Here is a 24,125-nt window from a genome sequence, read left to right as displayed (position 1 = left end):
CACTCACCCGTCGGTCTCCACGACCTCCTATGGGAGCGCTTCCATGCCTGAGCCCATGACCTCCGTGACCTTTCCTCCCGCCTTCCTCTGGGGCGCCGCCACCTCCGCGTACCAGATCGAGGGGGCGGTGCGGGAGGACGGCCGCACCCCCTCCATCTGGGACACCTTCAGCCATACGCCGGGCAGGACGGCCGGCGGCGAGACCGGTGACATCGCTGTCGACCACTACCACCGCTACCGCGACGACGTGGCGATGATGGCGGACCTCGGCCTGAACGCCTACCGGTTCTCGGTCTCCTGGTCGCGCGTCCAGCCGACCGGCCGCGGCCCGGCGGTCCAGGTCGGCCTCGACTTCTACCGCCGCCTGGTGGACGAACTGCTGGCCAAGGGCATCAAGCCCGCGATCACCCTCTACCACTGGGACCTGCCGCAGGAGCTGGAGGACGCGGGCGGCTGGCCGGAGCGGGACACGGCGTACCGGTTCGCCGAGTACGCGCAGATCGTCGGCGAGGCGCTCGGCGACCGGGTGGAGCAGTGGATCACCCTCAACGAGCCCTGGTGCAGCGCCTTCCTGGGCTACGGCTCCGGCGTGCACGCCCCCGGCCGTACCGACCCGGCGGCCACCCTGCGCGCCGCGCACCACCTCAACCTCGCGCACGGACTGGGCACGTCGGCGCTGCGCTCGGTGATGCCGGCCCGCAACCAGGTCGCGATCAGCCTCAACTCCTCGGTGGTACGGCCGCTGTCGCAGGGCCCGGCCGACCTGGTCGCCGCCCGCACCATCGACGACCTGGCCAACGGCGTCTTCCACGGCCCGATCCTGCACGGCACGTACCCCCGGTCGCTGTTCGCGGCGACCGCGTCGGTGACGGACTGGTCGTACGTCCTGGACGGCGACCTCGCCGCGATCCACCAGCCGCTGGACGCCCTCGGCCTGAACTACTACACGCCCACCCTGGTGTCGGCCGCGTCCGACACGTCCGACGGCCCCCGGGCGGACGGCCACGGCGCCAGCGCCCACTCCCCCTGGCCGGGCGCCGACGACGTCGCCTTCCACCAGACGCCGGGCGAGCGCACGGAGATGGGCTGGACGATCGACCCGACGGGCCTGCACGACCTGATCATGCGCTACACCGTCGAGGCCCCGGGCCTGCCGCTCTACGTCACCGAGAACGGCGCGGCCTACGACGACAAGCCCGACCCCGACGGCAACGTCCACGACCCGGAGCGCATCGCCTACCTGCACGGCCACCTGTCGGCTGTGCGCCGGGCCATCACCGACGGCGCGGACGTGCGCGGCTACTACCTGTGGTCCCTGATGGACAACTTCGAGTGGGCGTACGGGTACGGGAAGCGGTTCGGGGCGGTGTACGTCGACTACGCGACGCTTGCGCGGACGCCGAAGTCGAGCGCCCGGTGGTATGCGGAGGCGGCCCGGACGGGGACGTTGCCCCCGACCGGGGCGGCGGCCGCCTGACAGAGCCGCGATATGCCGTCGTTCGGCCGCGGCGCCGTCGTGGCTGGTCGCGCAGTTCCCCGCGCCCCTTTGGGGCGCGGAGTGCCGCCCTCGTCTCACAGGGACCGCTCAGGCTTCGGCAAGCGGTCTCTCAACTCCCCGGCGTCTCATGGGTGGTACGAGGTGACCCAGTGATCCTCGTGGACACCGGAGGACGTCATGGGATTCATTGCGCTGGTGCTGCTGGCGCTGGTCATCGGGTCGGTGGTGGCCGCCGTCGGACGGAACCGGCAGCGGGCCGCGGCCGGCGCCGGGTCGATGACACAGGAGGACCTCACCGCCGACGCGGGGGCGGAGGCCACCCGCTGGGTGGACCGGCTGGGCGGCGGCATCGCGACCCTGGCCGCGGGCGACGACCGGGCGGCCCGCCAGTCCCTGGCCGACGCGACGGAACGCCACCGCGCGGCCCAGGCGCAGCTGGCGACGGCGTACACCCCGGCGCAGTACGCCCTGGTCACCCAGACCGCCGTCGAGGGCCTGCACTACGTGCGCGCGGCCCGCACCGCCCTCGGTCTCGACCCCGGTCCGGCCCTGCCCCCGACGGGCTCGGCCGCGGCGGGCCGGCAGGTGACGGTGGGCGGCCAGACGTACACGTCCTCGGACCGCCCGGGCGCCGGCACTCCCTATTACTACCCGGGCGGAACGGTCGCCGGCCGTACCGTCCCCGGCGGCTGGTACAGCGCCCCCTGGTGGAAGACTGCTCTGGTCGCGGGCGCGGCAGGCGTCGGCGGCATGCTCCTGGCGGACGCCCTCTTCGACGGCTTCCACCACCACGGCCCGCCGATGGGCGGGCCGGGCGGGTTCGGGGGGTTCGGCGGGCCCGGCGCCTTCTGAGCCGGGCTCCGGGGCTCCGGGGGGCCGTCAGCCGATCGCGGCGAAGGCCTTCGAGAAGGCGAACTTGTCCTGGGTGATCGAGCTGCAGGTGGCGTCGGCGGTGGACTTGGCGCCGCCGGCGCACTGCTGGTCGCGGGTGGCCGACCACATCGAGAGCCAGCCGATCCCCTTGGACTTGGCGAAGTCGACGAGCTGGGTGGCGTCGTCCACCTTGAAGACCTCGGAGGAGACGTCGTTGACGCCGATCATCGGGGTGACGGCGACCGCCTTCCAGGCGGCGGAGTCGGAGAGGCCGAGGACGCTCTTGATCTGGGCCTGGGTGGCGGTGGCGGCCAGGATGGCATAGGTGCCCATGTCGCCGTTGTACGAGGCGCCGTAGTCCATCGCCATGATGTTGACGGCGCTGATCCTCACGCCGTTGGCCTTGGCGTTGGAGAGGAGGTTCACGCCGTCCTGGGTGAGGCCCTCCGGCATCACCGGGAGGGTGAAGGAGACGTCCAGGTTCGGGTGGCTCGTCTGGAGCTTGGCGATGGCCTTGGCGCGGTTGGTGTTCGCCGTGGTGTTGGGCAGCGCGCCGCCCTCCACGTCGAAGTCGACCTTGGTCAGGCCGTACGCGTCCACGACCTTGCCGTACGCCGTCGCCAGCGCGTCCGCCGAGGAGCAGGTGGTGGCGAGTTCGGAACCCGACGCACCGCCGAAGGAGACCCTGACGTCACCGCCCTTGGCGCGCAGGGCGCCGATCTGGGACGCCACACCGTCGCTCGCCAGGTCCGTCACCCCGCCCCACTTGGGCGTGCAGCCGCCGCCGTCGGTGACGAAGGCGAGGTTGTAGTTCTTCACGCCGGTCGCGTTCGCCGCCGCGAGGAGGTCGAACGCCGGGTAGAGGGAGGTGTCGACGTAGGGGGCGAAACCTGCGGAGGTGGTGGTGCCGCCTCCGGTGCCGGTGCTCTGGGTCGGGGAGGCGGTGGGGGTGGCCGTCGCGGTGGGGGTGGGGGTGGCCGTGGGCTTGGGGGTCGCCGTGGCCGTCGGGGTCGCGGTCGGGGTGGCGGACTGCGTCGGGCGGCCGCTCGGCTCCGGGGTCGCCGTACCGTCCGCCGAACAGCTCGCGTTGTCGATACGGCAGCCGGTCGGGTCCCCGCTGCCGTTGACCACGAAACCGACGGTGTCCGACTCGCCGGCCGCGAGGCCGTCCGTGTCCCACTTCGGCGGCTTCACCGTGACGTGCTGCCCGCTCACGGTGTACTCGGCGTTCCACAGCGAGCTGAGCTTCGCACCGGCCGGCAGGTCGAACTCCAGCGTCCAGCTCTGCTCCCTGGCACCGCTGTTGTTCGTGACGACGTACTGGGCGGTGTACCCGGTCGACCAGTCGCTCGTCTTCGTGTACGCGGCGCCGATCCCGGCCGCCTGCGCGATCCCGGTGAACAGGACCGCCCCGCCACCGACCACGGCCGCGGCGACGACACCGCCTATCACCTTGTTCCTGCTGCTGATTCTGCGCCGGTGCGTACTCATGCCGTGCCTGCCTTCGCCTGCCGGAGGGGGTGGGGTGCGGCAGCACGCTAGCGGCCAGGATTCGGACAAACGGCCTGATCGGGACGGCCGTTGCGGATCTTAGGGTGCGCTTAAGGAAGGCATCGGGAGCGATTAAAGGTCGAGACCAATTCGCCCGGTGGTTCCCCCGGTTCCGCCGGTTCCTCTCCGGCCCGGGTCCCCCGGCTGCCTGCGCGAACGGCGTCGGCGGACCGCTCCCCGGTGCCCCCTGCGCTCCGGCTTCCGGCCGTCCAGCTGGATCCAGATCCGCACCTCGGTCCCGCCGAGTACCGACGACCCGATCCGCACGTCCCCACCGGTCGACTCGGCGAGCCGGCGCACGATGTCCAGGCCGAGCCCGGTCGACCCGGCCGCCCCGGACCCCCGCCCCCGGGCCATCGCCGCCTCCGGATCCCGGATTCCCTGTCCCGCGTCCGAGACCAGCACGATCACCGCGTCCTCCGCGTTGTGCACGTCGACCGCGAAGGCGGTGCCCTCCGCGGTGTGCCGGAAGACGTTGCCCAGCAGCGCGTCGAGCGCGGCGGCCAGGTCGGCGCGGGCGACGGGTATGCGCACCGGCCGGTCCGCGCCGGCCACCCGCCACTTGCGGCCCTCGTCCTCGGCGAGCGCCGACCAGAACCCCATCCGCTCCCGCACCACCTCGGCCGCGTCGCACCCGGCGCCCGGCCCGGCGGCCGCCGTCTGCGGCTTGGCCTCCCGGGCGGTCCGGATGATGGTGTCGACCTCGCGCTCCAACTGCGCGACGGCGGCCCGGGTCTGCTCGGCGGCGGTCCCGTCCCCGAGCGAGGCGGCGTTGAGCCGCAGCACGGTGAGCGGAGTACGCAGCCGGTGCGACAGATCCGCCGCCAGCTCCCGCTCGTTCGCCAGCAGTTGGACGACCTGATCGGCCATCGAGTTGAACGCGACCGCCGCCAGCCGCAGCTCGTTCGGCCCTTCCTCGGGCACCCGCGCCCCCAGCTTGCCCTCGCCCAGTTCGTGCGCGCCCTCGACCAGCCGCTGGGCGGGCTGCACCATCCGTACGCCCAGCCGGTCGGCGACCGCGACCGAGCCGACGATCAGCGCCAGGCCGACGGCGGCGAGCACCGCCCAGGCCGTGCCGACGCCGTTGGTCACCTCGGACTCGGGCACGTACACCTCGACGACCGCGATGGCGCCGGAGCTCAGCGCGACGGGCTGCAGCAGGGTCGACCCGCCGGCCACCCCGGTCGTGGAGGCCCGCCCCAGCTTCCGTACCGTCGCGATGTCCCGGTCGGCGGCGCGCTGCCGGCCGATGTCGACGGCGGCGCCGCCGACCGTCGCGGGTATGTGCACGGCCATGCCCCGGTCGGCACCGGCCGCGGCCACCACCCGCTCCAGCTTGTCCCGGTCGGTGGTGATGGACAGCGCCGGGGCGACGGCGGCGGCCTCCCGCTCGGCGTTGGAGAACGCCCGGTCGCGGGCCAGCTCCTTGACGACCAGGCCGAGCGGAACGGCGAAGGCGACCACGACCATCGCGGTGACCGCCAGACAGACCTTGACCAGAGCCCATCTCATCCGACCGGCCTCGCTTCCGCGCCCGGCGGCTCCAGCTTCACGCCGACCCCGCGCAGTGTGTGCAGATACCGCGGCCGGGCCGCCGTCTCCCCCAACTTCCGCCGCAGCCAGGACAGATGCACGTCGATGGTCTGGTCGTCCCCGTACGACTGCTGCCACACCTCCGCCAGCAGCTCCTTGCGCGGCACCACGACCCCCGGCCGCCCGGCGAGGAAGGCCAGCAGGTCGAACTCCCGCCGGGTGAGGTCGAGCCGCACCCCGTCCAACTCGGCCTGCCGGCGCAGCGGGTCGACGGCCAGCCCGCCCACCCGCAGCACGCTCGACGGCGCCGCCTCGCCCCCGGCCGACCGCGCCCGGCGCAGCACGGCGGCCATCCGCGCCGACAGGTGCTCGACGGAGAACGGCTTGGTCAGGTAGTCGTCCGCACCGGCGTTGAGCAGCCGGACGATCTCCGTCTCGTCGTCCCGGGCGGTGGCGATGATGACGGGCACGTCGGTGATGCCACGCAGCATCTTCAGCGCCTCGGAGCCGTCCAGGTCCGGCAGTCCGAGATCCAGTACGACCACGTCGAACCGGAAATGGGCGACCTCGCGCAGCGCCTCCAGTGCCGTGCCGACACTGCGCACGGTGTGCGAGGCGTCGGTGAGATGCCGGATGAGCGCCGAGCGGACGAACTGGTCGTCCTCGACGACGAGCACACTTGCCATGCGCCGCACCGTACGCCATGCGGCCGACGCCGGTCGGGGCCTGTGGATAACTCGGGTCGAGTGCGCACGGCGGTACCCCTGAGGCAGTATGGCCGCGATGCGCAGAGGACTCGTACACGTACTGGCTTGGCTGCTCGCCACGGGCGCGGCGGTCACGCTGTCGTGGTGGGGCGTCCACACGGTGATCGCGGCCACGGCCTACGACCCGCCCCGCGCCCTGCCCGTCACGGCGGCGGACGACGACCCGACGACCCAGGGCTCCAAGTCCCTGGCGTCGGCGGCATCGCACACACCGAGTCCCTCGCGTACGACCGCCCCGCGACCGTCGGCGACCCCCGCACCGACGCCGTCCCGGACTCCGGCCACCACCCCGACCCCGACCGCCACGGCCACCGCCTCCGGTTCCGCTTCGGGCCAGGTCAAGGCGTACGACACGGACGGCGGCCGGGCGGTCTTCGACCTGGGCGACACCAGCGCGACGCTGGTGTCGGCGACGCCGGGGACGGGCTGGTCGATGCAGGTCTGGAAGACGGAGACGTGGATCCGCATCGAGTTCAGCAAGAGCACGGACCGCGTGTCGGTGTTCTGCACCTGGCACGACAGCGCGCCGCAGGTGCAGGTGGAGACGTACTGAGCCGTCGGCTGGGGCCGGGGGGGACGCTTACCGGCGCTTGCGGGGTGCCTCCCCCAGCCTTCGGCCGGGGGGACCCCCAGCGCCCACCCGTGCCGCCCTGCGGCACGCCTGCCCGCAGCTAAGCGAGAGCGCCCGTAAGGGGCGCGGGGAACTGCGCGATCAGCCCCCCACCGGCCCGCGGGCTCACCTGAAAACCGAAGGCGGCGGAGGCGGCGAAGCCACGGCCACCGCGTCCGTCACGGCCACCGCCCCACCCGTGAAGTCCCTCAAAGCGCGCCCGTGTTCGACCCGTCCCGGGTGCGGGTCGGATGCGCAGCGCCGGGTCAGTTCCCCCACCGGCAGCTGCACGTCGGCCGCCACCAGCACCGCGTTGCCGAACCGCTTCCCCCGCCACACCCCCGCGTCCGCGACCACCGCGACCTCCGCGAACCGCGCCCCCGCCGTCGCGATCTGCCCTCTGAGATGGGTGAGCGGCGGCCCGTCCGCGAGGTTGGCGGCGTACACACCGCCCGGCCGCAGCACCCTCCGTACCTCGTCCAGGAACTCCGTGGACGTCAAGTGCGCCGGAGTGCGCGCCCCGCTGAACACATCCGCGACGACCAGGTCCGCCCACGCCTCCGGGACCTTGCCCAGCCCCTCCCGGGCGTCCACGGACCGCACCCGTATCCGGGCACCGGGATCCAACGGCAGCTCCCGCCGCACCAGTTGGACAAGGGCCGCGTCCCGCTCCACCACCTGCTGCGTGGACCGGGGCCGGGTCGCCGCGACGTACCGGGCCAGCGTGAACGCGCCGCCCCCCAGGTGCACGACCTGCACGGGCCTGCCCGGCGGCGCGACGAGGTCGATCACATGGCCGAGCCGGCGCTGGTACTCGAAGAAGAGGTACTCCGGGTCGTCGAGGTCGACGTGCGACTGCGGGGCGCCGTCGATGAGCAGCGTCCAGGCCCGGCCCCGGTCGGGGTCGGGGATGAGCTGGGCGAGGCCGCCGTCGACGGCCTCGACCACGGCGTCGGCGGCGGCAGCCGACCGGCGCCGTGAGTTCCTGGACTTGCCCATGCCGCCATTTTCCCAGGCGACGGCCGTCCGGGAAATTCAGCGGCAGCTGTCCGCGGCCTTGATCAGCCGGGCCGCCTCCCCGAGCGCCCGGCGCAGCACCGCCGGGTCGGTCGCGAGGTCGGCCTCGCCGGGCGGCAGCAGCCAGTCGGAGCCCTCGACCGGCGGCTCGGGGCTGAGCCGCAGCCCGCGCCCGTCGGTCTCCGTACAGGTGCTGCCCGGAACGTCCCAGCACGCCGCCGTACCGGCCGGCACCACGAAGCCGAGGGTGTCGCCCCCGTCGTCGTGGAGTACCGGCCCCACCGCGTCCCCGGCCCCCCGGCGCAGGATGTCGACCGCCTCCAGACCCTGCCGGGCCGGCACCGTCACAAGGTCGCATCCCGCATCGTCCGCCGCCGAAGTCAACGAGGTCACCGAAGCCACCGGCGGCGTACAAGGATCGTTGCTCTGGCTGGTCTCCATCCCGGCCTCCACCACGCAGCCCTCTTGCAGTCCATGACGTCCAACGCGCCACCGCGTCAACGGCTACGGCGGAAGTCAGCCGCAAAGGATGGCAGTTCATGGCAGATCGTGGATGAGATATCCGGTTTGTAGCCAAACCCAGCGTCACGGGTCCGACACAGCAGGTACGTTCTTGCCCGCCGGAATCAAGGGTCCACTCGGACAACTCACCACGAGTCCGGCATGGTTCGACGGTTCGCACGAGAGGACCCGGCCATGGCGTCGTCAACCACGAGCTCGCCACAGCCCGATCGGCCGGTACGGCCGAACCTCGCCTTCCGGCAGCTGCGCGGCCGGCACTCGCCGGCCGAGTTCGCCGCGCTGGTACGGCGCGCCGCCCGCGAGATCGGCGAGCGGGTGAGCTGTGACGCGCGCTACATCGGCCGGGTCGAGGCGGGCGAGATCCGCTGCCCGAACTACGCGTACGAACGGGTGTTCCTGCACATGTTCCCCGGTCGCACGCTCGCCGACCTCGGCTTCGCGCCCCGCTCGTCCGTCCGCGGACGCGCGACGCGGCCGCCGGAGGAGGCGCCCCCGGCTCTCGCCGGAGGTGAGACGCAAGGGGCCGTCGAGCCGTATGACCCGCAGGACCCGTACGAGACGCACGACAACTACGAGGAGAGCGACGTGCTGCGTCGCCTATTCATGACCGGCGGGGGCGCCACGGTGGCCGCCGCCACGCTGGGCCCCCTGGGGTTCACCATCGACGCCGTGGCGGCGGACCGGCCGGTGCGCCGTGCCGGGTCCTCGCACGCGGCCGCCCTGGAGGAGGCCGTACGCCGGATCCGGCTGCTGGACGACCGGCACGGCGCGGACGGGCTGTACCGGCGCGCGGCGGCTCCGCTGCGCGCGGCGTACGCGCTGCTCGACGCGGGCGCGACCCGGCAGACGACCGCCGAGCGGTTGCACTCGGGCGCCGGTGAACTGGCCATCTCGGTGGGCTGGCTGGCCCATGACTCCGGCCGCTTCGACGACGCCCGCTCGCACTACGCGGAGGCGCTGGCGACCGCGCGGATGACCGGGGACCCGGGACTGGAGGCGCACGCCTTCTGCAACACGGCGTTCCTGGCGCGGGACGCCGGGCGGCCCCGGGAGGCGGTACGGGCGGCGCAGGCCGCGCAGCGCGTCGGCCGGCCCCTGGGCTCGGCCCGCCTGATGTCCCTCCTCGCCCTGCGCGAGGCGGGCGGCTGGGCCGGGCTCGCCGACCGCACCGGCACGGAGCAGGCGCTGGCCCGTGCGCAGGCCCTCTTCGAGCGAGGCCACTCGGACGCCGACCCCGAGTGGATGAGTTTCTACGGAGAGGCCGAGCTGGAGGGCCTGGAGGCGCAGTGCTGGTCCATGCTGGGCGACTGGCCACGGGCCGCGCGGCACGCACGCCGGGCCGCCGACCTGCAGGATCCGCACTTCACCAGGAACATCGCGCTGTACACGGCGGAGCTCGCCGACGACCTCGCGCGCGGGGGGCGGCCGGACGAGGCGGCGACGGCGGGCATGCGGGTCCTGGACCTGCTGGACCAGGTCCAGTCGTCCCGGATCCAGGGGATGCTGGCGGGCACGGCCCGGGTGCTGCTGCCGCACCGCAGGGCGAGCGGGGTCCAGGAGTTCCTGGAACGGCACGCGTCCACCCCGAGAGTTGTGTAGGGCCGACAGGGTGGACCTGTAGTCGTACGGCTGCGGCTGCGTGGGGGTTGCTCGCGCAGTTCCCCGCGCCCCTGACGGGGCGCTGTAGCCGCCGCTTCTCCCCAGCCGCGGGCAGTCGTGCCGCTGGGGCGGCACGGGTGGGCGCTGGGGGTCCCCCCGGCCGAAGGCTGGGGGAGGCACCCGGCAAGCGCCGGTGAGTGTCCCCACCCCCGGCCCCACCTCGCCGTCAGCCGACCATGTGCCCCAAGTCGTTCCAGCTCTCGATCGCAGGCTCCCCGTAAGCCCACCCCAGGACCGACAACGACGTCGGGTTCAGTCTGATCCGTGCCGCGAAGTCCAGCGGCAGGCCCAGCCACCGTGCCCCGATCGACCGCAGGATGTGCCCGTGGGCGAACACCAGGACGTCCCGGTCCGCCGACCGCGCCCAGGACACCACCTCGTCCGCCCGCGCGGTCACCTCCGCCAGGGACTCGCCCCCGGGCACCCCGTCCCGCCAGATAAGCCAGCCGGGGCGGGCGGACTGGATCTCGGCGGGGGTCAGACCCTCGTACGCCCCGTAGTCCCACTCCATCAGCGTGTCCCAGCGGGCGGCACGGTCGCCGAAGCCGGCGAGTTCGCACGTCTCACGCGCGCGTACCAGCGGGCTGGTGCGTACCTCGGCGTCGGCGAGGCCGTCGAACGGCGGCCGGTGCAGGCGCTCGCCGAGCGACTTGGCCCCCCGCCGGCCCTCCTCCAGGAGCGGTACGTCGGTCCTGCCGGTGTGCTTGCCGGACAGCGACCACTCCGTCTGTCCGTGCCGGGCCAGCAGGATGCGCGGTGCCATGGAGGGAGAACCCTTCGGGAGAAATTCGGGAGCGGGACACCTCCATCATCGCCCAGGCTGGGATCGCGCCGGGAACGGGCCGGGGAGCGGGCAACCCGGCGCGCGCTCTCCGCGTCTTTGAGTGCTGAGCGCACCGCATGGGCGGGAAGGCGCGCAACGTAAAGTGTCACGGTCGGCTCTCCGGGCGACGCGCGGACAGGGACGAGAAGGGGGAGGCAGTCGGATGCCGCAGACCGAGAAACCAGGCACCGAGGTGGCTGCGCGAACCCGGCTGCGCTGGTGGACCGAGCTGCCGCTGATCCTGCTGGTGTACAGCTGCTACACGGCCGGCCGGCTGCTCGCCCGCGGGGACACCAGCACCGCCGTCGACCACGGCCTGGCGGTCCTGCGCATCGAGAAGGCCCTGCACCTCAACGCCGAGCACCCGCTCAACCGCCTCTTCACACGGGAGGCATGGCTCGGCGTACCGGCGGACTTCTGGTACGCCTCGCTGCACTACCTGGTCACCCCGGCGATCCTGGTCTTCCTGTTCCGCAAGCGCGCCGAGGTCTACCGGCGGGCCCGCACCTGGCTGATGACGTCCACGTTCATCGGCCTGATCGGCTTCACCCTGCTGCCCACCTGCCCGCCCCGGCTGCTGGACGTGAAGTACGGCTTCGTCGACACCATGGCCCAGTACAGCTCGTACGGCTGGTGGGGCGGCGACGCCAGCGCCCCGCGCGGCCTGGGCGGCATGACCAACCAGTACGCGGCGATGCCGAGCCTGCACTGCGGCTGGGCGCTGTGGTGCGGGGTGATGCTCTGGCGCCACGGCGGCAACCGCCTGACCAAGGTGCTCGGTGTGACCTACCCGGTGCTGACCGTGCTCGTCGTGATGGGCACCGCCAACCACTACTTCCTGGACGCGGTCGCGGGCGTGTTCGTGATGGGCGTGGGCTACCTGCTGGCGCCGTACGTGATGCGGGTCGCGGATCTCGTCAGGGTGCGGATCACCCCGCGCGCCTCCCTCGTCGCAGCGCGCTCCGGCGGCGCAGGCTCCCCGATTGTCAGTGCCGGATGCCAGACTTCGGCGGGTGAGCGAATTCCATCGCAGCGCGAGTCCCGGCCTGCCGCCGCAGCCGAACCGGACGCCGCCCCCACCGACGCGGGGGACGGCGCTCCGGCACCGGCTCGCTGAGCTGCGCGGCCCCGACGTCCCGGCCAAGGCCCTCGACGCGCGTGCCCTCGCGGCGCTCGCCGCGAACCCGGGGTGCAGGCGGCGGGCGATCCTGGACGGCGCCGGGGTGGACAAGACCGCGCTGGCGGGCGCCCTCGGCTCGCCGTCGGGCTTCGGCCAGTCGCAGTTCGCGCTGACCCGGGGCAACGCCTTCGAGGCGAAGGTGAAGGCGGACGGCGGCGCCGAGTTGCTGCGGCTGGTGCGCACCCACCTCGACCCGGGCGCCGAGCCGGCCGAGCCGGCCGCCGTGCCGGATCTCTCCGCGATCGGGCCCGAGGGGCGTACGGCCCGTACGGCGCTGGCGCTGCGCGAGGCCGTGGAGGCCGGCGGCTGGGCGCTGTTCGACCATCCGATGCTGGCCCTGGAGGTGGCCGGCTCCCCCGCGTTCCTGGAGCCGGACGCGGTGGTCGTGCACCCGGACGGCAGCTGGACGGTCGTGGAGATCAAGTCCTTCCCGATGCTGGACGGTTCCGCCGACCCGGCGAAGGTCGGCGCGGCCGCCCGGCAGGCCGCGGTGTACGTGCTGGCCCTGGAGCAGGTCGCAGCCCGGCTCACCCCGGCCCCGCGGGTCCGCCACGACGTGCTCCTGGTCTGCCCCAGGGACTTCGCCAACCTGCCGACCGCCGCCGCCGTGGACGTCCGCAAGCAGCGCGCGGTCACCGCCCGCCAGCTGGCCCGGCTCACCCGCATCCAGGACATCGCCGACACCCTCCCGGCGGGCACCTGTTTCGCCCCGGACCTGCCGGCGGGGCAGCTCACGGCCGCGGTGGACGCCGTCCCCGCGACCTACGCGCCCGAGTGCCTGTCCGCCTGCGAACTGGCCTTCCACTGCCGGCAGCGCGCCCGCGCGGCCGACGAGGTGACCGCGCTGGGCCGCGCGGCCCGCGCCGAGCTGGGCGGGCTGTCCACCGTCGAGGACGTGCTGGCGGCGGCGCGCGGCGAGAGCGGCGACCCGGCCGACCCGGCCGTCGCGGCCCTGCGCCGGGCGGCGGCCCTGCGGGCGGAGGCACTGAGCGCCGACCTGCAGGGGGCCGACGCACAGGGGTCTGACGTGCAGGGGGCCTTGTGTCCCTGATCACCACCCTCGCCCGCCTCGAGGCGGTGAGCACGGGCACCGCGCAGCCCGCCGCGACCGTCCGCCACCGGCACCTCTCCGAGCACCCGCTGGTGTTCGTGCCGCTGACCACCGCCGGTGAGGCCGGTGCCCCGCTCGGCGCCCTGGTCGGCACCGACCGGGACGCGCCGCGCCTGCTGGCCGTACCCCAGCCGCGCGACCGGGACCTGCGGTTCGCGTTCCTCGCCGAGCTCGCCGACGTGGTCCTGCCGTACCTGGACTCCTACGCGGACAGCGTCGAGGCCGCCGAGCGCACCGAGACCGACCCGGAGACCGGCAAGCGGGTCAAGGTCGAGGTCGAACTGTGCGCGGACGCACCCCAGTTGATCGTCCCGGGCCGCGCGGGCGTCGAGTACGTACGGCTGCTGGGGCGGTCGATGCGGTTCCGGCGCACGGCGGAGCAGGACCCGGAGACGCCCTACCCGGCCCCGCCCCGGGTGCCGTTGCTCGGCCGCTGGCTCACCCACTTCGGGGAGCGCGCCCGCGTCCCCGGCTCCTCCCTCCTCCTCGCCACGACGGACCTGCTGTCCCGGCACTGGGCCACCGGCCAGTCCGGCATCGAGGACCAGCACCTGGGCGCGCTGCTCGCCTGGATCGCCCCGCCGGAGGGCAGTACGGGCGCGGCGGCCGCGCGGGTGGCCGAGCTGGCGCGGGACGGCGACGGGCAGTTGCTGTGCCCGCCGGCCGGTCCCGCCACCGACCCGGCCTTCGACAACAAGCTGCTGGCGCCCGCCTTCGAGCGCTACGACCGGGCCCGCACCGCCCTCGCCGCGGCGGAGGACGGCCTCCAGGCCGACGACCGGCTGGCCATCCTCACCGCCGCCGAACGGGAGATCCGCGCCCTGGTCGAGAGCCGTACCCGGCCCACCTGGGACGCGGTCTGGCAGGGCCTGGACCTGCTGCGCGGGCTGCCGGAGGGCGCCAGGGCCGAGGAGCGGTGGACGCGCGACCGCTGGTCGTTCACCGGTCACCGCGACCGGGTGCTGGCCGGCGAGCCCCCGCAGCCGCGCCGCGACGACGCGGTGACCGCGGCCAACAAGCTGGCCACGCGCGAGCGCGAACAGGCCCGCCTCGACGCCCAGGAGGCACTGGACGACCCGCTGGTGATGGCGGGGCGGCGGCTGTCCGGGGAGGCGTTCGCGGGCGAGGTCCTCGATGTCGTCATGGCGTACAGCGAGGGCAAGCGGCCCAGCCCGCGCCCGCTGGTGACCGTGCGCACGGAGGACCGGCCGCAGCTGGGCGAGCGCGCCAAGGCCTACCGCTCGCTGGGCGGCAAACCGCAGTCGGTGGAGTTCGTCGGGTACGAGGCGGAGGGAGTCCTGGTGCTGCGCGTCCTGGACAAGATGGGCCGTGGCAAGGAACCGGAGGAGGGCTCCGTGCCGGAGAAGGGCGACCGGCTCGTCTTCACCCTGTTCGAACACGAGCAGCGCGGCGGCGCCAAGCTGCCCGATCCGGAGGACACCCCGTGGACGCACGGCGGCCCGCCGGGCGAGACGGCACCGGAGGCGGCCGACACCATGACGGCGGAGGACGTCCTGTGACGACCACGGACTTCGATCCCGGCACGGCCGCCGCGCAGGCCACGGCCGCGATCCTGCGCGACACCCTGCACGGCACCGACCGGGGCGTGGTCGTGGACTCCCCGCCGGGCGCCGGCAAGTCCACGCTGGTGGTCCGCGCCGCGCTGGAACTCGCGGACGCCGGGCGCCCGCTGATGGTGGTCGCGCAGACGAACGCCCAGGTCGACGACCTGGTCCTGCGGCTCGCCGAGAAGAACCCGGAGCTGCCCGTCGGCCGCCTCCACAGCAGTGACGCCGACCCGTACGACAAGGCGCTGGACGACCTGCCGAGCGTGCGCAAGTCGGCGAAGGCGGCCGACCTCAGGGAGGCGCAGGTCGTGCTCTCCACCGCGGCGAAGTGGGCGCACGTGAAGGTGGACGAGCCCTGGCGGCACGCGATCGTCGACGAGGCGTACCAGATGCGCTCGGACTCGCTGCTCGCCGTGGCCGGCCTGTTCGAACGGGCGCTGTTCGTGGGCGACCCCGGCCAGCTGGACCCGTTCGCGATCGTGGGCAGCGAGCAGTGGGCGGGCCTGTCGTACGACCCGTCGGCCTCCGCGGTCTCCACGCTCCTGGCCCACAACCCGGGCCTGCCCCAGCACCGCCTCCCGGTCTCCTGGCGGCTGCCGGCCTCCGCGGCCCCGCTGGTCTCCGGCGCGTTCTACCCCTACACGCCCTTCCGCAGCGGCACCGGCCACGACGACCGCCGCCTCACCTTCGCCGTCCCCTCCGACGGCTCAGGCCCCGACCGGGTGATCGACGAGGCGGCGGAGTCCGGCTGGGGCCTGCTGGAGCTCCCCGCCCGGCACACCCCGCGCACCGACCCGGAGGCGGTCCGGGCGGTGGCGACGGTGGTACGACGCCTCCTCGACCGCGGCGGCGCGGCCCTCTCGGAGCGCTCCCCCGACCCCGCCCCCCTCACCGCCGACCGGATCGCCGTCGGCACCGCCCACCGCGACCAGGCGGCGGCCGTCCGCGCGGCCCTGGCGGAGCTGGGCGTGCCCGAGGTCACCGTCGACACGGCGAACCGACTCCAGGGCCGTGAGTACGACGTGACGGTCGTCCTGCACCCGCTCTCCGGCCGCCCCGACGCCACCGCCTTCCACCTGGAGACGGGCCGCCTCTGCGTCCTCGCCTCCCGCCACCGCCACGCCTGCATCGTGATCTGCCGCGCCGGCGTGACCGACCTCCTGGACGACTACCCGTCGACAGAACCGGTCCAGCTGGGAACCCTCGTGAAGTTCCCGGACGGCTGGGAGGCGAACCACGCGGTGCTGGCACACCTGGCCGAACACCGGGTGACGTGGCGCCCCTGACAGACACCGGGATCAGCGCTCCCCACCCGCCGGAGGCGGTGAAAGCGCCCCGTAGGGGCGCGGGGAACTGCGCGACCAGCCCCGACGGCGCCGCGGGGAGGCAACCATGCGGTACTGGCACACCTGGCCGAGCACAGAGTCAGCCATCGGCCTTAGGGTCCCCTTGCGCGGGCGCGGGAGAATGGACGGTGGTCTTCGGACCTCAGTCATCGACACCGTACGAGGAGGACCAGACATGGCGGAGCCCACGCCGCGTCGGAACGAACCGCGGCTACGCCCCGCGCCCCTGCTCTTCGAGCCTGTGGAAGCGGTCGCCGACCCGGAGCACTTCTTCGGCCTGGAGTCGGTCGACGACCCCGGGGTGCTGCTGGCCCGTGCCACGGAGCTGACCCAGGCGTTCCGGGTGGCCACCGACCGGGCGGTGGAGTTCCAGGCCATGGCCGCCGCCCAGCTCGCCGACCCGCGCCGCTTCGACCGTCTGACCCCGGCGGACATCGCCGAGCGGGCCGGGTGGACCGAGGACTACGCGAAGAAGATGGTCGAGTTCGGCCGGGATCTGCTGACGGGGAGGGAAGGCCAGGGGCCCGAGCAGATCTAGCACATGGCATATGCCGGGCGGGCAAGATACGCCCCTCCGCCCCGTCCCGTCCCGGTTTCCCGCAACTCAGGGAGAGCGGGTGCTCACCCGGGGTATCAATTCCCCATGAGCAGCACACCGTACGAGACCTTCCCCGGCGGTCCGGGCGACGCGGCCGCGGCCACCTCCGACGGAGCCGCCTGGCTGGCCTCGGCAGGAACGTATCCGCGGAGCACGCTCGCGCTCTGGGAGGAGCGGCCGGACGCCCCGGTCGTCCTGCCCTGCGGGACCGCCTTCGACGTGGTGAACGCCCCGGCGCTGTTCGGCCGCCGCATGCTGGACCGACTGTGGGACGAGGGGCCGGGGTCCGGGCCGGTCGCGGTGTTCCGGGGCCGGATGCTCCTGTTCGCCGCCCCCGGCACCGCCGCCCGACTGCCGTCGCTGCTGGGCTGGGAGGAGTGGGGCGGCCGCGGCCAGGCCGTACCGCCGCTGCTGTGCCACGGCACCGGCGACGCGGTGACCGTCCCGGCGCCGGGCGCCGACCCCTCCCCCGCCCCGGCCGGCGTCCGCTGGCTGGTCGCCCCGGACACCCGGCACCCATGGCTCCCCGGCCCGGAAATCCTGCTCTGGGCGGCCGTCCGCGCGGCCCGCTCGACCGTGCGGATATCGATTTTTCCTCCCGCCGATCAGGATGCTAAGGTCTACGACGTCAGCAGGCGCCGCTAGCTCAGTTGGTTAGAGCAGCTGACTCTTAATCAGCGGGTCCGGGGTTCGAGTCCCTGGCGGCGCACGCGAAGTAGGCGAGAGGCCAAGCTCCTGTGAGCTTGGCCTCTCGCCTTTCCGTCGGCGGTGCCTCCGTCAGGATTCGGCCGGGGTTCCCGGCGTGATCCGCACGTTCCAGGCGCCGGACGCCGTCCGCCCCTCCACCGCCACCTGCACGCCGTCCACCGGCACGGTGAAGCTCTCGCCGAGGGCGACCGGGGCGTCGGCCAGCGGCGGGTAGACCGAGTTCTCCCAGCAGGCCTCGGTGCGCGGATGGGCGTCGACCACCTCGATCGGGCCACTGCCGGAGGCCGTCTCGTCGCGGACCCGGTAGACGAGGATGCCCTGCCGGCAGGCCGCGCTGTCGTTGCCGGACGCACCGCGCGCCTCGAAGGCCAGCACGGTGTCGGGCCCGGTGCGCACCACCGCCAGCTTGGTGCCGTCGCCGAACCCGAAGGCCGGGGCGCCCGCGGCACCCTGCGCCGGCACCCCCGGCCCGGCGGACAGCGGCTCCAGGGTCAGCCGGGTCGGCCCGGCCCCCCGGACGCACACCACCTGGCGCGGATCCAGCCATCCGAGCTTCCACTTGTGCCAGGCGAAGAAGTCCGGCGACAGCCCGAACTGGCTGCCCATCAGATCCCAGTCGCCGACGTACGTGTCCCAGTCGCCCTTGCCGTCGACCGGGCGGTGGTAGAGGTCGGGGAGGTCGAAGACGTGTCCGGTCTCATGGGCGAGAACCAGCCGGTCCGGCGGGTGCTTCTCGAAGACGGTGACGACCCGGCGGACGTCGGTGCCGTCCACGTGCACCGGGGTGTCGAGGTTGACCACCTTCGTGGCGTCGGAGTCGACGCCGGGCGCGTCCGGGTCGGCGACGAAGTACACGACGTCGTAGCGCGAGAAGTCGACCTCGGGATCGGCCGCCGCGAACGCGTCCCGCAGGTAGGCGGCCCGCAGCGTGACGCTCCAGTCGCGCCTTATGCCGTAGGCGACCGAGGGCCGGGGCATCCGCAGCCAGTGGGCCAGCGGGTGCGGGCGGATGGTGAACTTCCCGTAGGAGGCCTGCTCGTAGTAGCGGCTGGTGGCCGGGAAGTGGTCGGCGGCGAGCTCCGCGGTCGTGGTCTGCGGGGCGGCGTCCGGGAAGGAGAGGAACACCATCACGGCCGAGAGCGGGTGGGTGGGGCGGGTGTAGTCGGCGTTCCAGGTGTCGACGCCCTCGGAGTGGTGCGCGTCGGTGCGGTGCAGGGCGCAGGGGGCCGTGGAGAACGGCTCGGCGGCCGACGGCCCGGTCAGGATCGTCGTTGCGACGAGCGCCGACATCGTGGTGAACACGGCGGCGGAGCTGCGCAGCAGGAGACGCGACACGGAAGGACCTCCGGGGGCGGTTCGCGGGACACCGCACCCAGCCTGTGTGACTTTGTGACCATATGACCTGTTTATCTGCACCAGAAGGGTGAGGAACCCCCTGCTCACCACGCGCAGACCCGAACGGCCGACACCCCGAGTCACTCACGGAACGTCACAAGCGGTCGGGCGGCCCAAGAACCCGTCCAGGTGCGGGCAGAAACGATCTGTCAGAACCGCCGGTTCATCGTGGACACTGGACAGTGGCTGGAAGGCCCTCGGGCCAGCATCTATGATCGGCACACTTTCCTGCACGGACAGAGATCGAGTGCACTGCGGGAGCGAGCGGTGAGCGGAACGTCCGAAGGGCCGACGCCCGCGGCAGACCTCGACCGGTCCGCCGTCACAGAGAGTGACAAGACCTACCGGAAGTCGTACGAGAAGACAGAACCGAAGACCTACGAGTACGCCTTCGCGTCCGCCACGCTGCCCATGGCCGTCGTGGACCGCGAAGGGCATGTCACCACCGCCAACGAGGCGTTCGCCACGCTGATCGGCGCCGATCCGGCCGGGCTGCCCGGGCGGGTCGCCGCGGACCTGGTGGACCTGGCCTCCGACGCCCGTACCTGGCACGCCTACCGCGAGGTACTGCGCGGCCGGCAGGCCAAGCTGCGCTGCACCCGCCGCCTGAAGCACCCCGACGGGCACTCGGTGTGGGTCCAGGTGACCATCTCCCCGCTGGACAAGACGGCGCCCGGGGTGCTGATCTCGGTCTCCGACATCAGCGAGCGCCGCGAACTCCAGGCCCGGCTGCGGCACTTGCAGATGCACGACCCGGTGACCCGGCTGCCCAACCGCACGCTGTTCTTCGAGCGGCTGTCGGCCGCGCTGGAGGCGGAGTCGTACGAGCAGAGCGGCACCGGCCGGATCGGCCTGTGCTACCTGGACCTCGACGGCTTCAAGGCGGTCAACGACACCCTCGGCCACCGGGTCGGCGACCGCCTGCTGGCCGCCGTCGCCGAACGGCTGACCCGGGTCTCCGACGAGGCCGGCTTCGCGCGGACCGGCGCCCCGCTGGTGGCCCGGCTCGGCGGGGACGAGTTCGCCCTGCTGGTCGAGGACTCGACGGGCACCGAACAGCTGGCCGACCTCGCCGAGTCCGCCCTCGCGGCCCTCCAGGCGCCGTTCGACCTGGCCGGCCAGCGGCTGTCGCTGTCGGCGTCGATCGGGGTCGTCGAGCGGCATGCCGCCGGCACCACCGCCACCGGTCTCATGCAGGCCGCCGACACGACGCTCTACTGGGCCAAGGCCGACGGCAAGTCCCGCTGGACGCTCTTCGACCCGGAGCGCAACGCCCACCTGGTGACCCGGCAGGCGCTCTCCTCCACCCTCCGCCCGGCCATCGAACGCGGCGAGTTCGTGCTCGAGTACCAGCCGCTGGTGGGTATGGAGGACGGCCGGCTCAGCGGTGTCGAGGCCCTGGTCCGCTGGCACCATCCGCAGTTCGGCACACTAACGCCGAATCGGTTCATCGGACTGGCGGAGGAGGACGGCTCGATCGTCCCGCTCGGCCGCTGGGCCCTGACCACCGCCTGCCGGCAGGCCCGCCGCTGGCAGCTGGACCACCCCGGCGAGCCGCCGATCTTCGTCAGCGTGAACGTGGCCGTCCGCCAGGTCTGGGACTCCGACCTGGTCGCGGACGTGGCCGAGACCCTGGCGGAGACGGGCCTGGCCCCGCACCTGCTCCAGCTGGAGCTCACGGAGTCGGCCGTCATGGGCTCGGCCGGCCGCCCGCTGCAGGCCCTCCAGGCCCTCAGCGACATGGGCGTCCGCATCGCCATCGACGACTTCGGCACCGGCTACTCGAACCTCGCCTACCTCAGCCGGCTCCCGGTCTCGGTCCTCAAACTGGACGGCTCCTTCGTCCGGGGCTTCCAGTACGACGACCCGGGCGACCGCCCGAACCCGGCCGACGAGGTCGTGGTCGAGGCGATGATCCAGCTCGCCCACCGCCTCGGCCTCACTGTCACCGCCGAGTGCGTCGAGACCTCGGCGCAGGCCTCCCGGCTGCGCCACATCGGCTGCGACACCGGCCAGGGGTGGCTCTACTCCCGGCCGGTGACGCCGGATCGTATCTCCGAGCTGCTGGACACCCGGACCTACGCGGACACCCCGGTCGGCAAGCCGTAGGCGTCGGCGACCAGTTCGTAGGAGCGCAGGCGCAGCTCGCCGCGGTGGGCGTGCGTGGTGAGCATCAGCTCGTCGGCGCCGGTGCGCTTCTGCAGGTCGTCGAGGCCGGCGCGGACCTCGTCGGCGGTGCCGTGCACGATGTTGGCGGTCCAGGAGTGCACGAACTCCTCCTCCATCGGGGAGAACTCGTGCTGCTCGACGTCGTCGGGGTCGGGGAACAGACCGGGCCGCCCGGTGCGCAGCCGCAGCATGTTCACCGCACCGGCCCGCACCTGCCGCCGCGCCTCACGCTCCTCGTCGGTCGCCAGCACGGAGACACCGATGAGGGCATAGGGCTCGTCGAGCACGGCGGACGGACTGAAGGACTCCCGGTACAGGTCGAGGGCCGGGACGGTGTTCTGCGCGGAGAAGTGGTGCGCGAAGGCGAACGGCAGCCCGAGCATGCCGGCGAGCCGGGCGCTGAACCCGGAGGAGCCGAGCAGCCAGACCGGCGGCCGGTGCGGCGACTGCACACCGCCGGCGGCGGTGCTCTGGACCGGCCCGGGGATGGCGTGGATCCGCCGGTACGGGTGCCCGTCCGGGAAGTCGTCGTCCAGGAACCGGGTCAGCTCGGCGAGCTGCTGCGGGAAGTCGTCGGCGCCCTCGTTGAGGGTCTGGGTACGGCGCAGGGCGGCCGCGGTCGCCCCGTCGGTCCCCGGCGCCCGGCCGAGGCCGAGGTCGACCCGCCCGGGAGCCAGCGCCTCCAGCGTGCCGAACTGCTCCGCGATCACGAGCGGGGCGTGGTTGGGCAGCATGACGCCGCCCGACCCGAGCCGGATCCGGTCCGTGTGGGCGGCGAGGTTGGCGAGGATGACGGCGGGCGAGGAGGAGGCCACGCCCGGCATCGAGTGGTGCTCGGCGACCCAGTACCGGTGGAACCCGCGCGCCTCGGTGAGCTTCGCGAGCGCGGCGCTGGTGCGCAGGGCGTCGGTGGCGGTACTGCCGGTGCCGACGGTCACCAGGTCCAGTACGGAGAGGGGGACGGGGGCGGTCCCGTGCGTAGTGCCCCGGATCTCGTCTGCCGACACGGTGAGAGCCTCCTGATTTCACGGCCGTGAGCTTGTAGGAGGAGGTAACAGGAGGAGGTCTCCGTTTATTCCGTGCGGGTGGGCCGGGGCGGGGGGTGGGGACGCTTACCGGCACTGGCCGGGTGCCGCTGCGCCCACCCGTGCCGCCCCAGCGGCACGATTGCCCGCAGCTACGCAGCTACCGAGTCGGGTGGTGGGTGGGCGAGGGCTTTCAGGCCTGGACGAGGGGTTCGCGGGAGAACAGCGTGCCCAGTGCCGGGGCGTTCACGCGGCGGTCGGCCAGGCGGAGGCCCTCCCAGACCGTCACCTGGTTCGCCGTGAGCACCGGCTTCGACAGCGCCCTCTCCAGCAGGGACAGGTGCGCCGCCGTGTGCAGTGCCGTGTCCGGAAGGAGCACCGCCTCCGCACCGGAGACGTCGGCGGCCCGCGCGAGGGTGAGGACCTCCTCCTCCCCCCACGTCCCCGCCTCCGCCGCCGTGACACCCCCCGAGGACCGCACGCCGGTCACCTCCAGGCCCCCGGCCCGCAGGAAGTCGGCGAAGAGGGCCGCCACGTCGTCGGGGCAGGTCGCGCCCACCGCCACCCGCCGTACCCCGAGCTCCCGCGCCGCGTGCACGAACCCGAAGGACGTGGCCGACGCCGGCAGGCCGGCCGCCCTGGCGAGCGCGCGGACCTGCTGCTGGGCGCCCTCCCAGTCGTACCCGAGGCTGCCGCCGGTGCACGCCCACACCACCGCGTCCGCACCCGCGAGCCGCAGCTCCGCCACCCGGGCCGCCAGCCGTTCCCCGGCCTCCGTCCCGCCGGGGTCGACGTGGACGACGTCCACCCGGATGTCGCTGCCGAGGAGCTGCTCGATACGGGGGTAGTCGTCCTCCGCGAAGTGCCCCGGGTAGAGGAGTCCGAGCGCTGTCATGTCCACCCTTCCTGCTGTTCTTCCGGCAGTGCGGGCCAGTCATTCGTAAGTATGTCCATCTTATTGACCAGTGCCCGATAAGGCCCAACGGCCGCCCGGGGCGCCGATGCCGTACCGGACACACCCGTGTTGACGAAGGTGGGTTCGGGTGCCAGCGTGGTCGATCCGTGCCTCTGAGATGTTCCGTCCGCCCTTGTCAGACGCTGTCGGATCCGGGAGACCACCCCGAATGACACCGCCCGTGCCCACCCTGCTGGTCCTCGACGCCGACCCGCCGCCGCGGCTGGGCCGGCTCACCGGCCGCGCCCGGATCGTGCACACGGACGCGGCGGGCCTGGCGGCCCGGCTGCCGACCGCCGACGTGCTCCTGGTCTGGGACTTCACCTCGCAGGCCGTCCGCGAGGCCTGGCCGGGCGAGGGGCGGCGGCCGCGCTGGGTGCACACGGCGAGCGCGGGCGTCGACCATCTGATGTGCCCGGAGCTGGCCGCGTCCGACACGGTCGTCACCAACGCGCGCGGGGTCTTCGACGCGCCGATCGCCGAGTACGTGGCCGCGCTGGTGCTGGCCATCGCCAAGGACCTGCCGCGGACCCTCGACCTCCAGCGGGAGCGGACCTGGCGGCACCGCGAGGCGCGCCGGGTCGCCGGCACGCGCGCGTGCGTGGTCGGCTCCGGGCCGGTCGGCCGGGCGATCGTCCGTACCCTCAAGGCGCTCGGCGTCACCACGGCCCTGGTCGGCCGCGTCCCGCGCACCGGTATCCACGGCCCGGACGACCTGGACCGGCTGATGTCCCGCGCGGACTGGGTGATCGCGGCCGCCCCGCTGACCGAGCAGACGTACGGCATGTTCGACGCGCACCGCTTCGGCGTGATGCAGCCGTCGGCCTGCTTCATCAACGTCGGCCGGGGCCGGCTGGTCGACGAGGAGGCCCTGGTCCGGGCGCTGACCAGGCGCTGGATCGCGGCCGCGGCCCTGGACGTCCTCGCGACCGAGCCGCTGCCCGCCGACAGCCCGTTGTGGGATGTGCCGGGCCTGGTCCTCTCCCCGCACATGAGCGGGGACACGGTCGGCCGGCGGGACGAACTGGGCACCCAGTTCGTGGAGTTGTACGAGCGGTGGGCGGCGGGCAGGTCCCTGCTGAACGTGGTCGACAAGAAGCGCGGATACGTGCCCGGTCACTGACCGTTCCTAGAGACTGAGCGGGAGTGAGTCCTGTTGCCAGAACTCATGCTCAGCCGGACGCCCCGAACGGTGTTGGGTGTCCTGGTCGACCGCG

General features: G+C 73.5%; 21 protein-coding genes and 1 tRNA gene. 13 read left to right on the top strand and 9 right to left on the bottom strand.

The genetic code is table 11. From position 1 onward, the window contains the following. Nucleotides 1–43 precede the first annotated feature (43 nt). Both ABZ887_RS15825 and ABZ887_RS15820 read left to right on the top strand, forming a co-directional pair. Entirely contained in the window at nt 44–1,477 is a 1,434-nt protein-coding gene (locus ABZ887_RS15825) for a GH1 family beta-glucosidase (protein WP_361288744.1), read from the top strand. A gap of 198 nt (nt 1,478–1,675) precedes the next feature. Next, the gene (locus ABZ887_RS15820; protein ID WP_361288741.1) at nt 1,676–2,350 is read left to right on the top strand and encodes a hypothetical protein; all 675 of its coding nucleotides are present in this window, start codon (nt 1,676–1,678) and stop codon (nt 2,348–2,350) included. Nucleotides 2,351–2,377: 27 nt separating this feature from the next. Here the strand turns inward: ABZ887_RS15820 and ABZ887_RS15815 are convergent, their stop codons facing one another. From ABZ887_RS15815 to ABZ887_RS15805, 3 genes are all read right to left on the bottom strand, one after another. Beyond that, nucleotides 2,378–3,862 (bottom strand): cellulose binding domain-containing protein, encoded by a 1,485-nt coding sequence (locus ABZ887_RS15815; RefSeq protein WP_361288738.1) that lies wholly within the window; start codon nt 3,860–3,862, stop codon nt 2,378–2,380. Nucleotides 3,863–3,994: 132 nt separating this feature from the next. After that, a complete protein-coding gene (locus tag ABZ887_RS15810; protein ID WP_361288735.1) occupies nt 3,995–5,434 on the bottom strand; it encodes a HAMP domain-containing sensor histidine kinase in 1,440 nt (479 codons plus the stop codon). Continuing rightward, the gene (locus ABZ887_RS15805; RefSeq protein ID WP_361288732.1) at nt 5,431–6,141 is read right to left on the bottom strand and encodes a response regulator transcription factor; all 711 of its coding nucleotides are present in this window, start codon (nt 6,139–6,141) and stop codon (nt 5,431–5,433) included. Before ABZ887_RS15805 ends, ABZ887_RS15810 begins: the two co-directional genes overlap by 4 nt. A 97-nt stretch (nt 6,142–6,238) precedes the next feature. Between ABZ887_RS15805 and ABZ887_RS15800 the strand changes: the two genes are divergently transcribed. Continuing rightward, nucleotides 6,239–6,775 carry a hypothetical protein gene (locus ABZ887_RS15800; protein WP_361288729.1) on the top strand — a complete coding sequence of 179 codons (537 nt, stop codon included), beginning with the start codon at nt 6,239–6,241 and terminating at the stop codon, nt 6,773–6,775. 183 nt (nt 6,776–6,958) lie between these two features. On the opposite strand, the gene ABZ887_RS15795 is transcribed toward ABZ887_RS15800, so the two are convergent. Both ABZ887_RS15795 and ABZ887_RS15790 read right to left on the bottom strand, forming a co-directional pair. Further along, on the bottom strand, nt 6,959–7,831 hold the full coding sequence (locus ABZ887_RS15795) for a fused MFS/spermidine synthase (RefSeq protein ID WP_361288726.1): 873 nt from the start codon (nt 7,829–7,831) through the stop codon (nt 6,959–6,961). 36 nt (nt 7,832–7,867) lie between these two features. Then, nucleotides 7,868–8,290, bottom strand: a complete 423-nt coding sequence (locus ABZ887_RS15790) for a hypothetical protein (protein ID WP_361288723.1) — start codon at nt 8,288–8,290, stop codon at nt 7,868–7,870. A gap of 255 nt (nt 8,291–8,545) precedes the next feature. Here ABZ887_RS15790 and ABZ887_RS15785 point away from each other — a divergent pair, with 255 nt between their 5' ends. Then, nucleotides 8,546–9,970 (top strand): hypothetical protein, encoded by a 1,425-nt coding sequence (locus ABZ887_RS15785; protein WP_361288720.1) that lies wholly within the window; start codon nt 8,546–8,548, stop codon nt 9,968–9,970. 226 nt (nt 9,971–10,196) lie between these two features. Here ABZ887_RS15785 and ABZ887_RS15780 read toward each other — a convergent pair whose 3' ends face one another. Continuing rightward, complete coding sequence (locus ABZ887_RS15780) at nt 10,197–10,793, bottom strand: histidine phosphatase family protein (protein ID WP_361288717.1); 597 nt, start codon at nt 10,791–10,793, stop codon at nt 10,197–10,199. A gap of 223 nt (nt 10,794–11,016) precedes the next feature. Between ABZ887_RS15780 and ABZ887_RS15775 the strand changes: the two genes are divergently transcribed. The 7 genes from ABZ887_RS15775 (at nt 11,017) to ABZ887_RS15745 (ending at nt 17,365) form a co-directional block, all read left to right on the top strand. Beyond that, nucleotides 11,017–11,970 carry a phosphatase PAP2 family protein gene (locus ABZ887_RS15775; protein WP_361288714.1) on the top strand — a complete coding sequence of 318 codons (954 nt, stop codon included), beginning with the start codon at nt 11,017–11,019 and terminating at the stop codon, nt 11,968–11,970. Continuing rightward, nucleotides 11,900–13,084 (top strand): hypothetical protein, encoded by a 1,185-nt coding sequence (locus tag ABZ887_RS15770; protein WP_361289299.1) that lies wholly within the window; start codon nt 11,900–11,902, stop codon nt 13,082–13,084. Before ABZ887_RS15775 ends, ABZ887_RS15770 begins: the two co-directional genes overlap by 71 nt. Then, a complete protein-coding gene (locus tag ABZ887_RS15765) occupies nt 13,075–14,664 on the top strand; it encodes a hypothetical protein (protein ID WP_361288711.1) in 1,590 nt (529 codons plus the stop codon). Before ABZ887_RS15770 ends, ABZ887_RS15765 begins: the two co-directional genes overlap by 10 nt. Then, a complete protein-coding gene (locus ABZ887_RS15760) occupies nt 14,661–15,998 on the top strand; it encodes an AAA family ATPase (protein ID WP_361288708.1) in 1,338 nt (445 codons plus the stop codon). Before ABZ887_RS15765 ends, ABZ887_RS15760 begins: the two co-directional genes overlap by 4 nt. 235 nt (nt 15,999–16,233) lie before the next feature. Further along, nucleotides 16,234–16,596 carry a hypothetical protein gene (locus ABZ887_RS15755; RefSeq protein ID WP_089105145.1) on the top strand — a complete coding sequence of 121 codons (363 nt, stop codon included), beginning with the start codon at nt 16,234–16,236 and terminating at the stop codon, nt 16,594–16,596. A gap of 105 nt (nt 16,597–16,701) precedes the next feature. Next, complete coding sequence (locus ABZ887_RS15750; protein WP_361288705.1) at nt 16,702–17,301, top strand: bifunctional DNA primase/polymerase; 600 nt, start codon at nt 16,702–16,704, stop codon at nt 17,299–17,301. Next, nucleotides 17,292–17,365, top strand: a tRNA-Lys gene (locus ABZ887_RS15745). Before ABZ887_RS15750 ends, ABZ887_RS15745 begins: the two co-directional genes overlap by 10 nt. 68 nt (nt 17,366–17,433) lie before the next feature. Here the strand turns inward: ABZ887_RS15745 and ABZ887_RS15740 are convergent. Next, a complete protein-coding gene (locus ABZ887_RS15740; protein ID WP_361289296.1) occupies nt 17,434–18,654 on the bottom strand; it encodes a M6 family metalloprotease domain-containing protein in 1,221 nt (406 codons plus the stop codon). Nucleotides 18,655–19,026: 372 nt separating this feature from the next. Between ABZ887_RS15740 and ABZ887_RS15735 the strand changes: the two genes are divergently transcribed. Further along, nucleotides 19,027–20,868 carry an EAL domain-containing protein gene (locus tag ABZ887_RS15735; RefSeq protein ID WP_361288702.1) on the top strand — a complete coding sequence of 614 codons (1,842 nt, stop codon included), beginning with the start codon at nt 19,027–19,029 and terminating at the stop codon, nt 20,866–20,868. Here ABZ887_RS15735 and ABZ887_RS15730 read toward each other — a convergent pair. Then, nucleotides 20,838–21,935 (bottom strand): LLM class flavin-dependent oxidoreductase, encoded by a 1,098-nt coding sequence (locus ABZ887_RS15730; protein WP_361288699.1) that lies wholly within the window; start codon nt 21,933–21,935, stop codon nt 20,838–20,840. The two genes, ABZ887_RS15735 and ABZ887_RS15730, sit on opposite strands and share 31 nt — an antisense overlap. Nucleotides 21,936–22,146: 211 nt before the next feature. Continuing rightward, nucleotides 22,147–22,848, bottom strand: coding sequence for a decarboxylase (locus ABZ887_RS15725; protein WP_361288696.1), 702 nt, complete (start codon nt 22,846–22,848; stop codon nt 22,147–22,149). Nucleotides 22,849–23,077: 229 nt separating this feature from the next. On the opposite strand from ABZ887_RS15725, the gene ABZ887_RS15720 reads away from it, so the two are divergent. Beyond that, on the top strand, nt 23,078–24,031 hold the full coding sequence (locus tag ABZ887_RS15720) for a D-2-hydroxyacid dehydrogenase (protein WP_361288693.1): 954 nt from the start codon (nt 23,078–23,080) through the stop codon (nt 24,029–24,031). The last annotated feature ends 94 nt before the right edge of the window (nt 24,032–24,125 follow it).

The organism is Streptomyces sp. NPDC047061 (genome assembly GCF_040643955.1).
GTDB lineage: Bacteria > Actinomycetota > Actinomycetes > Streptomycetales > Streptomycetaceae > Streptomyces.
This window is presented reverse-complemented; position numbering and strand designations above follow the sequence as displayed.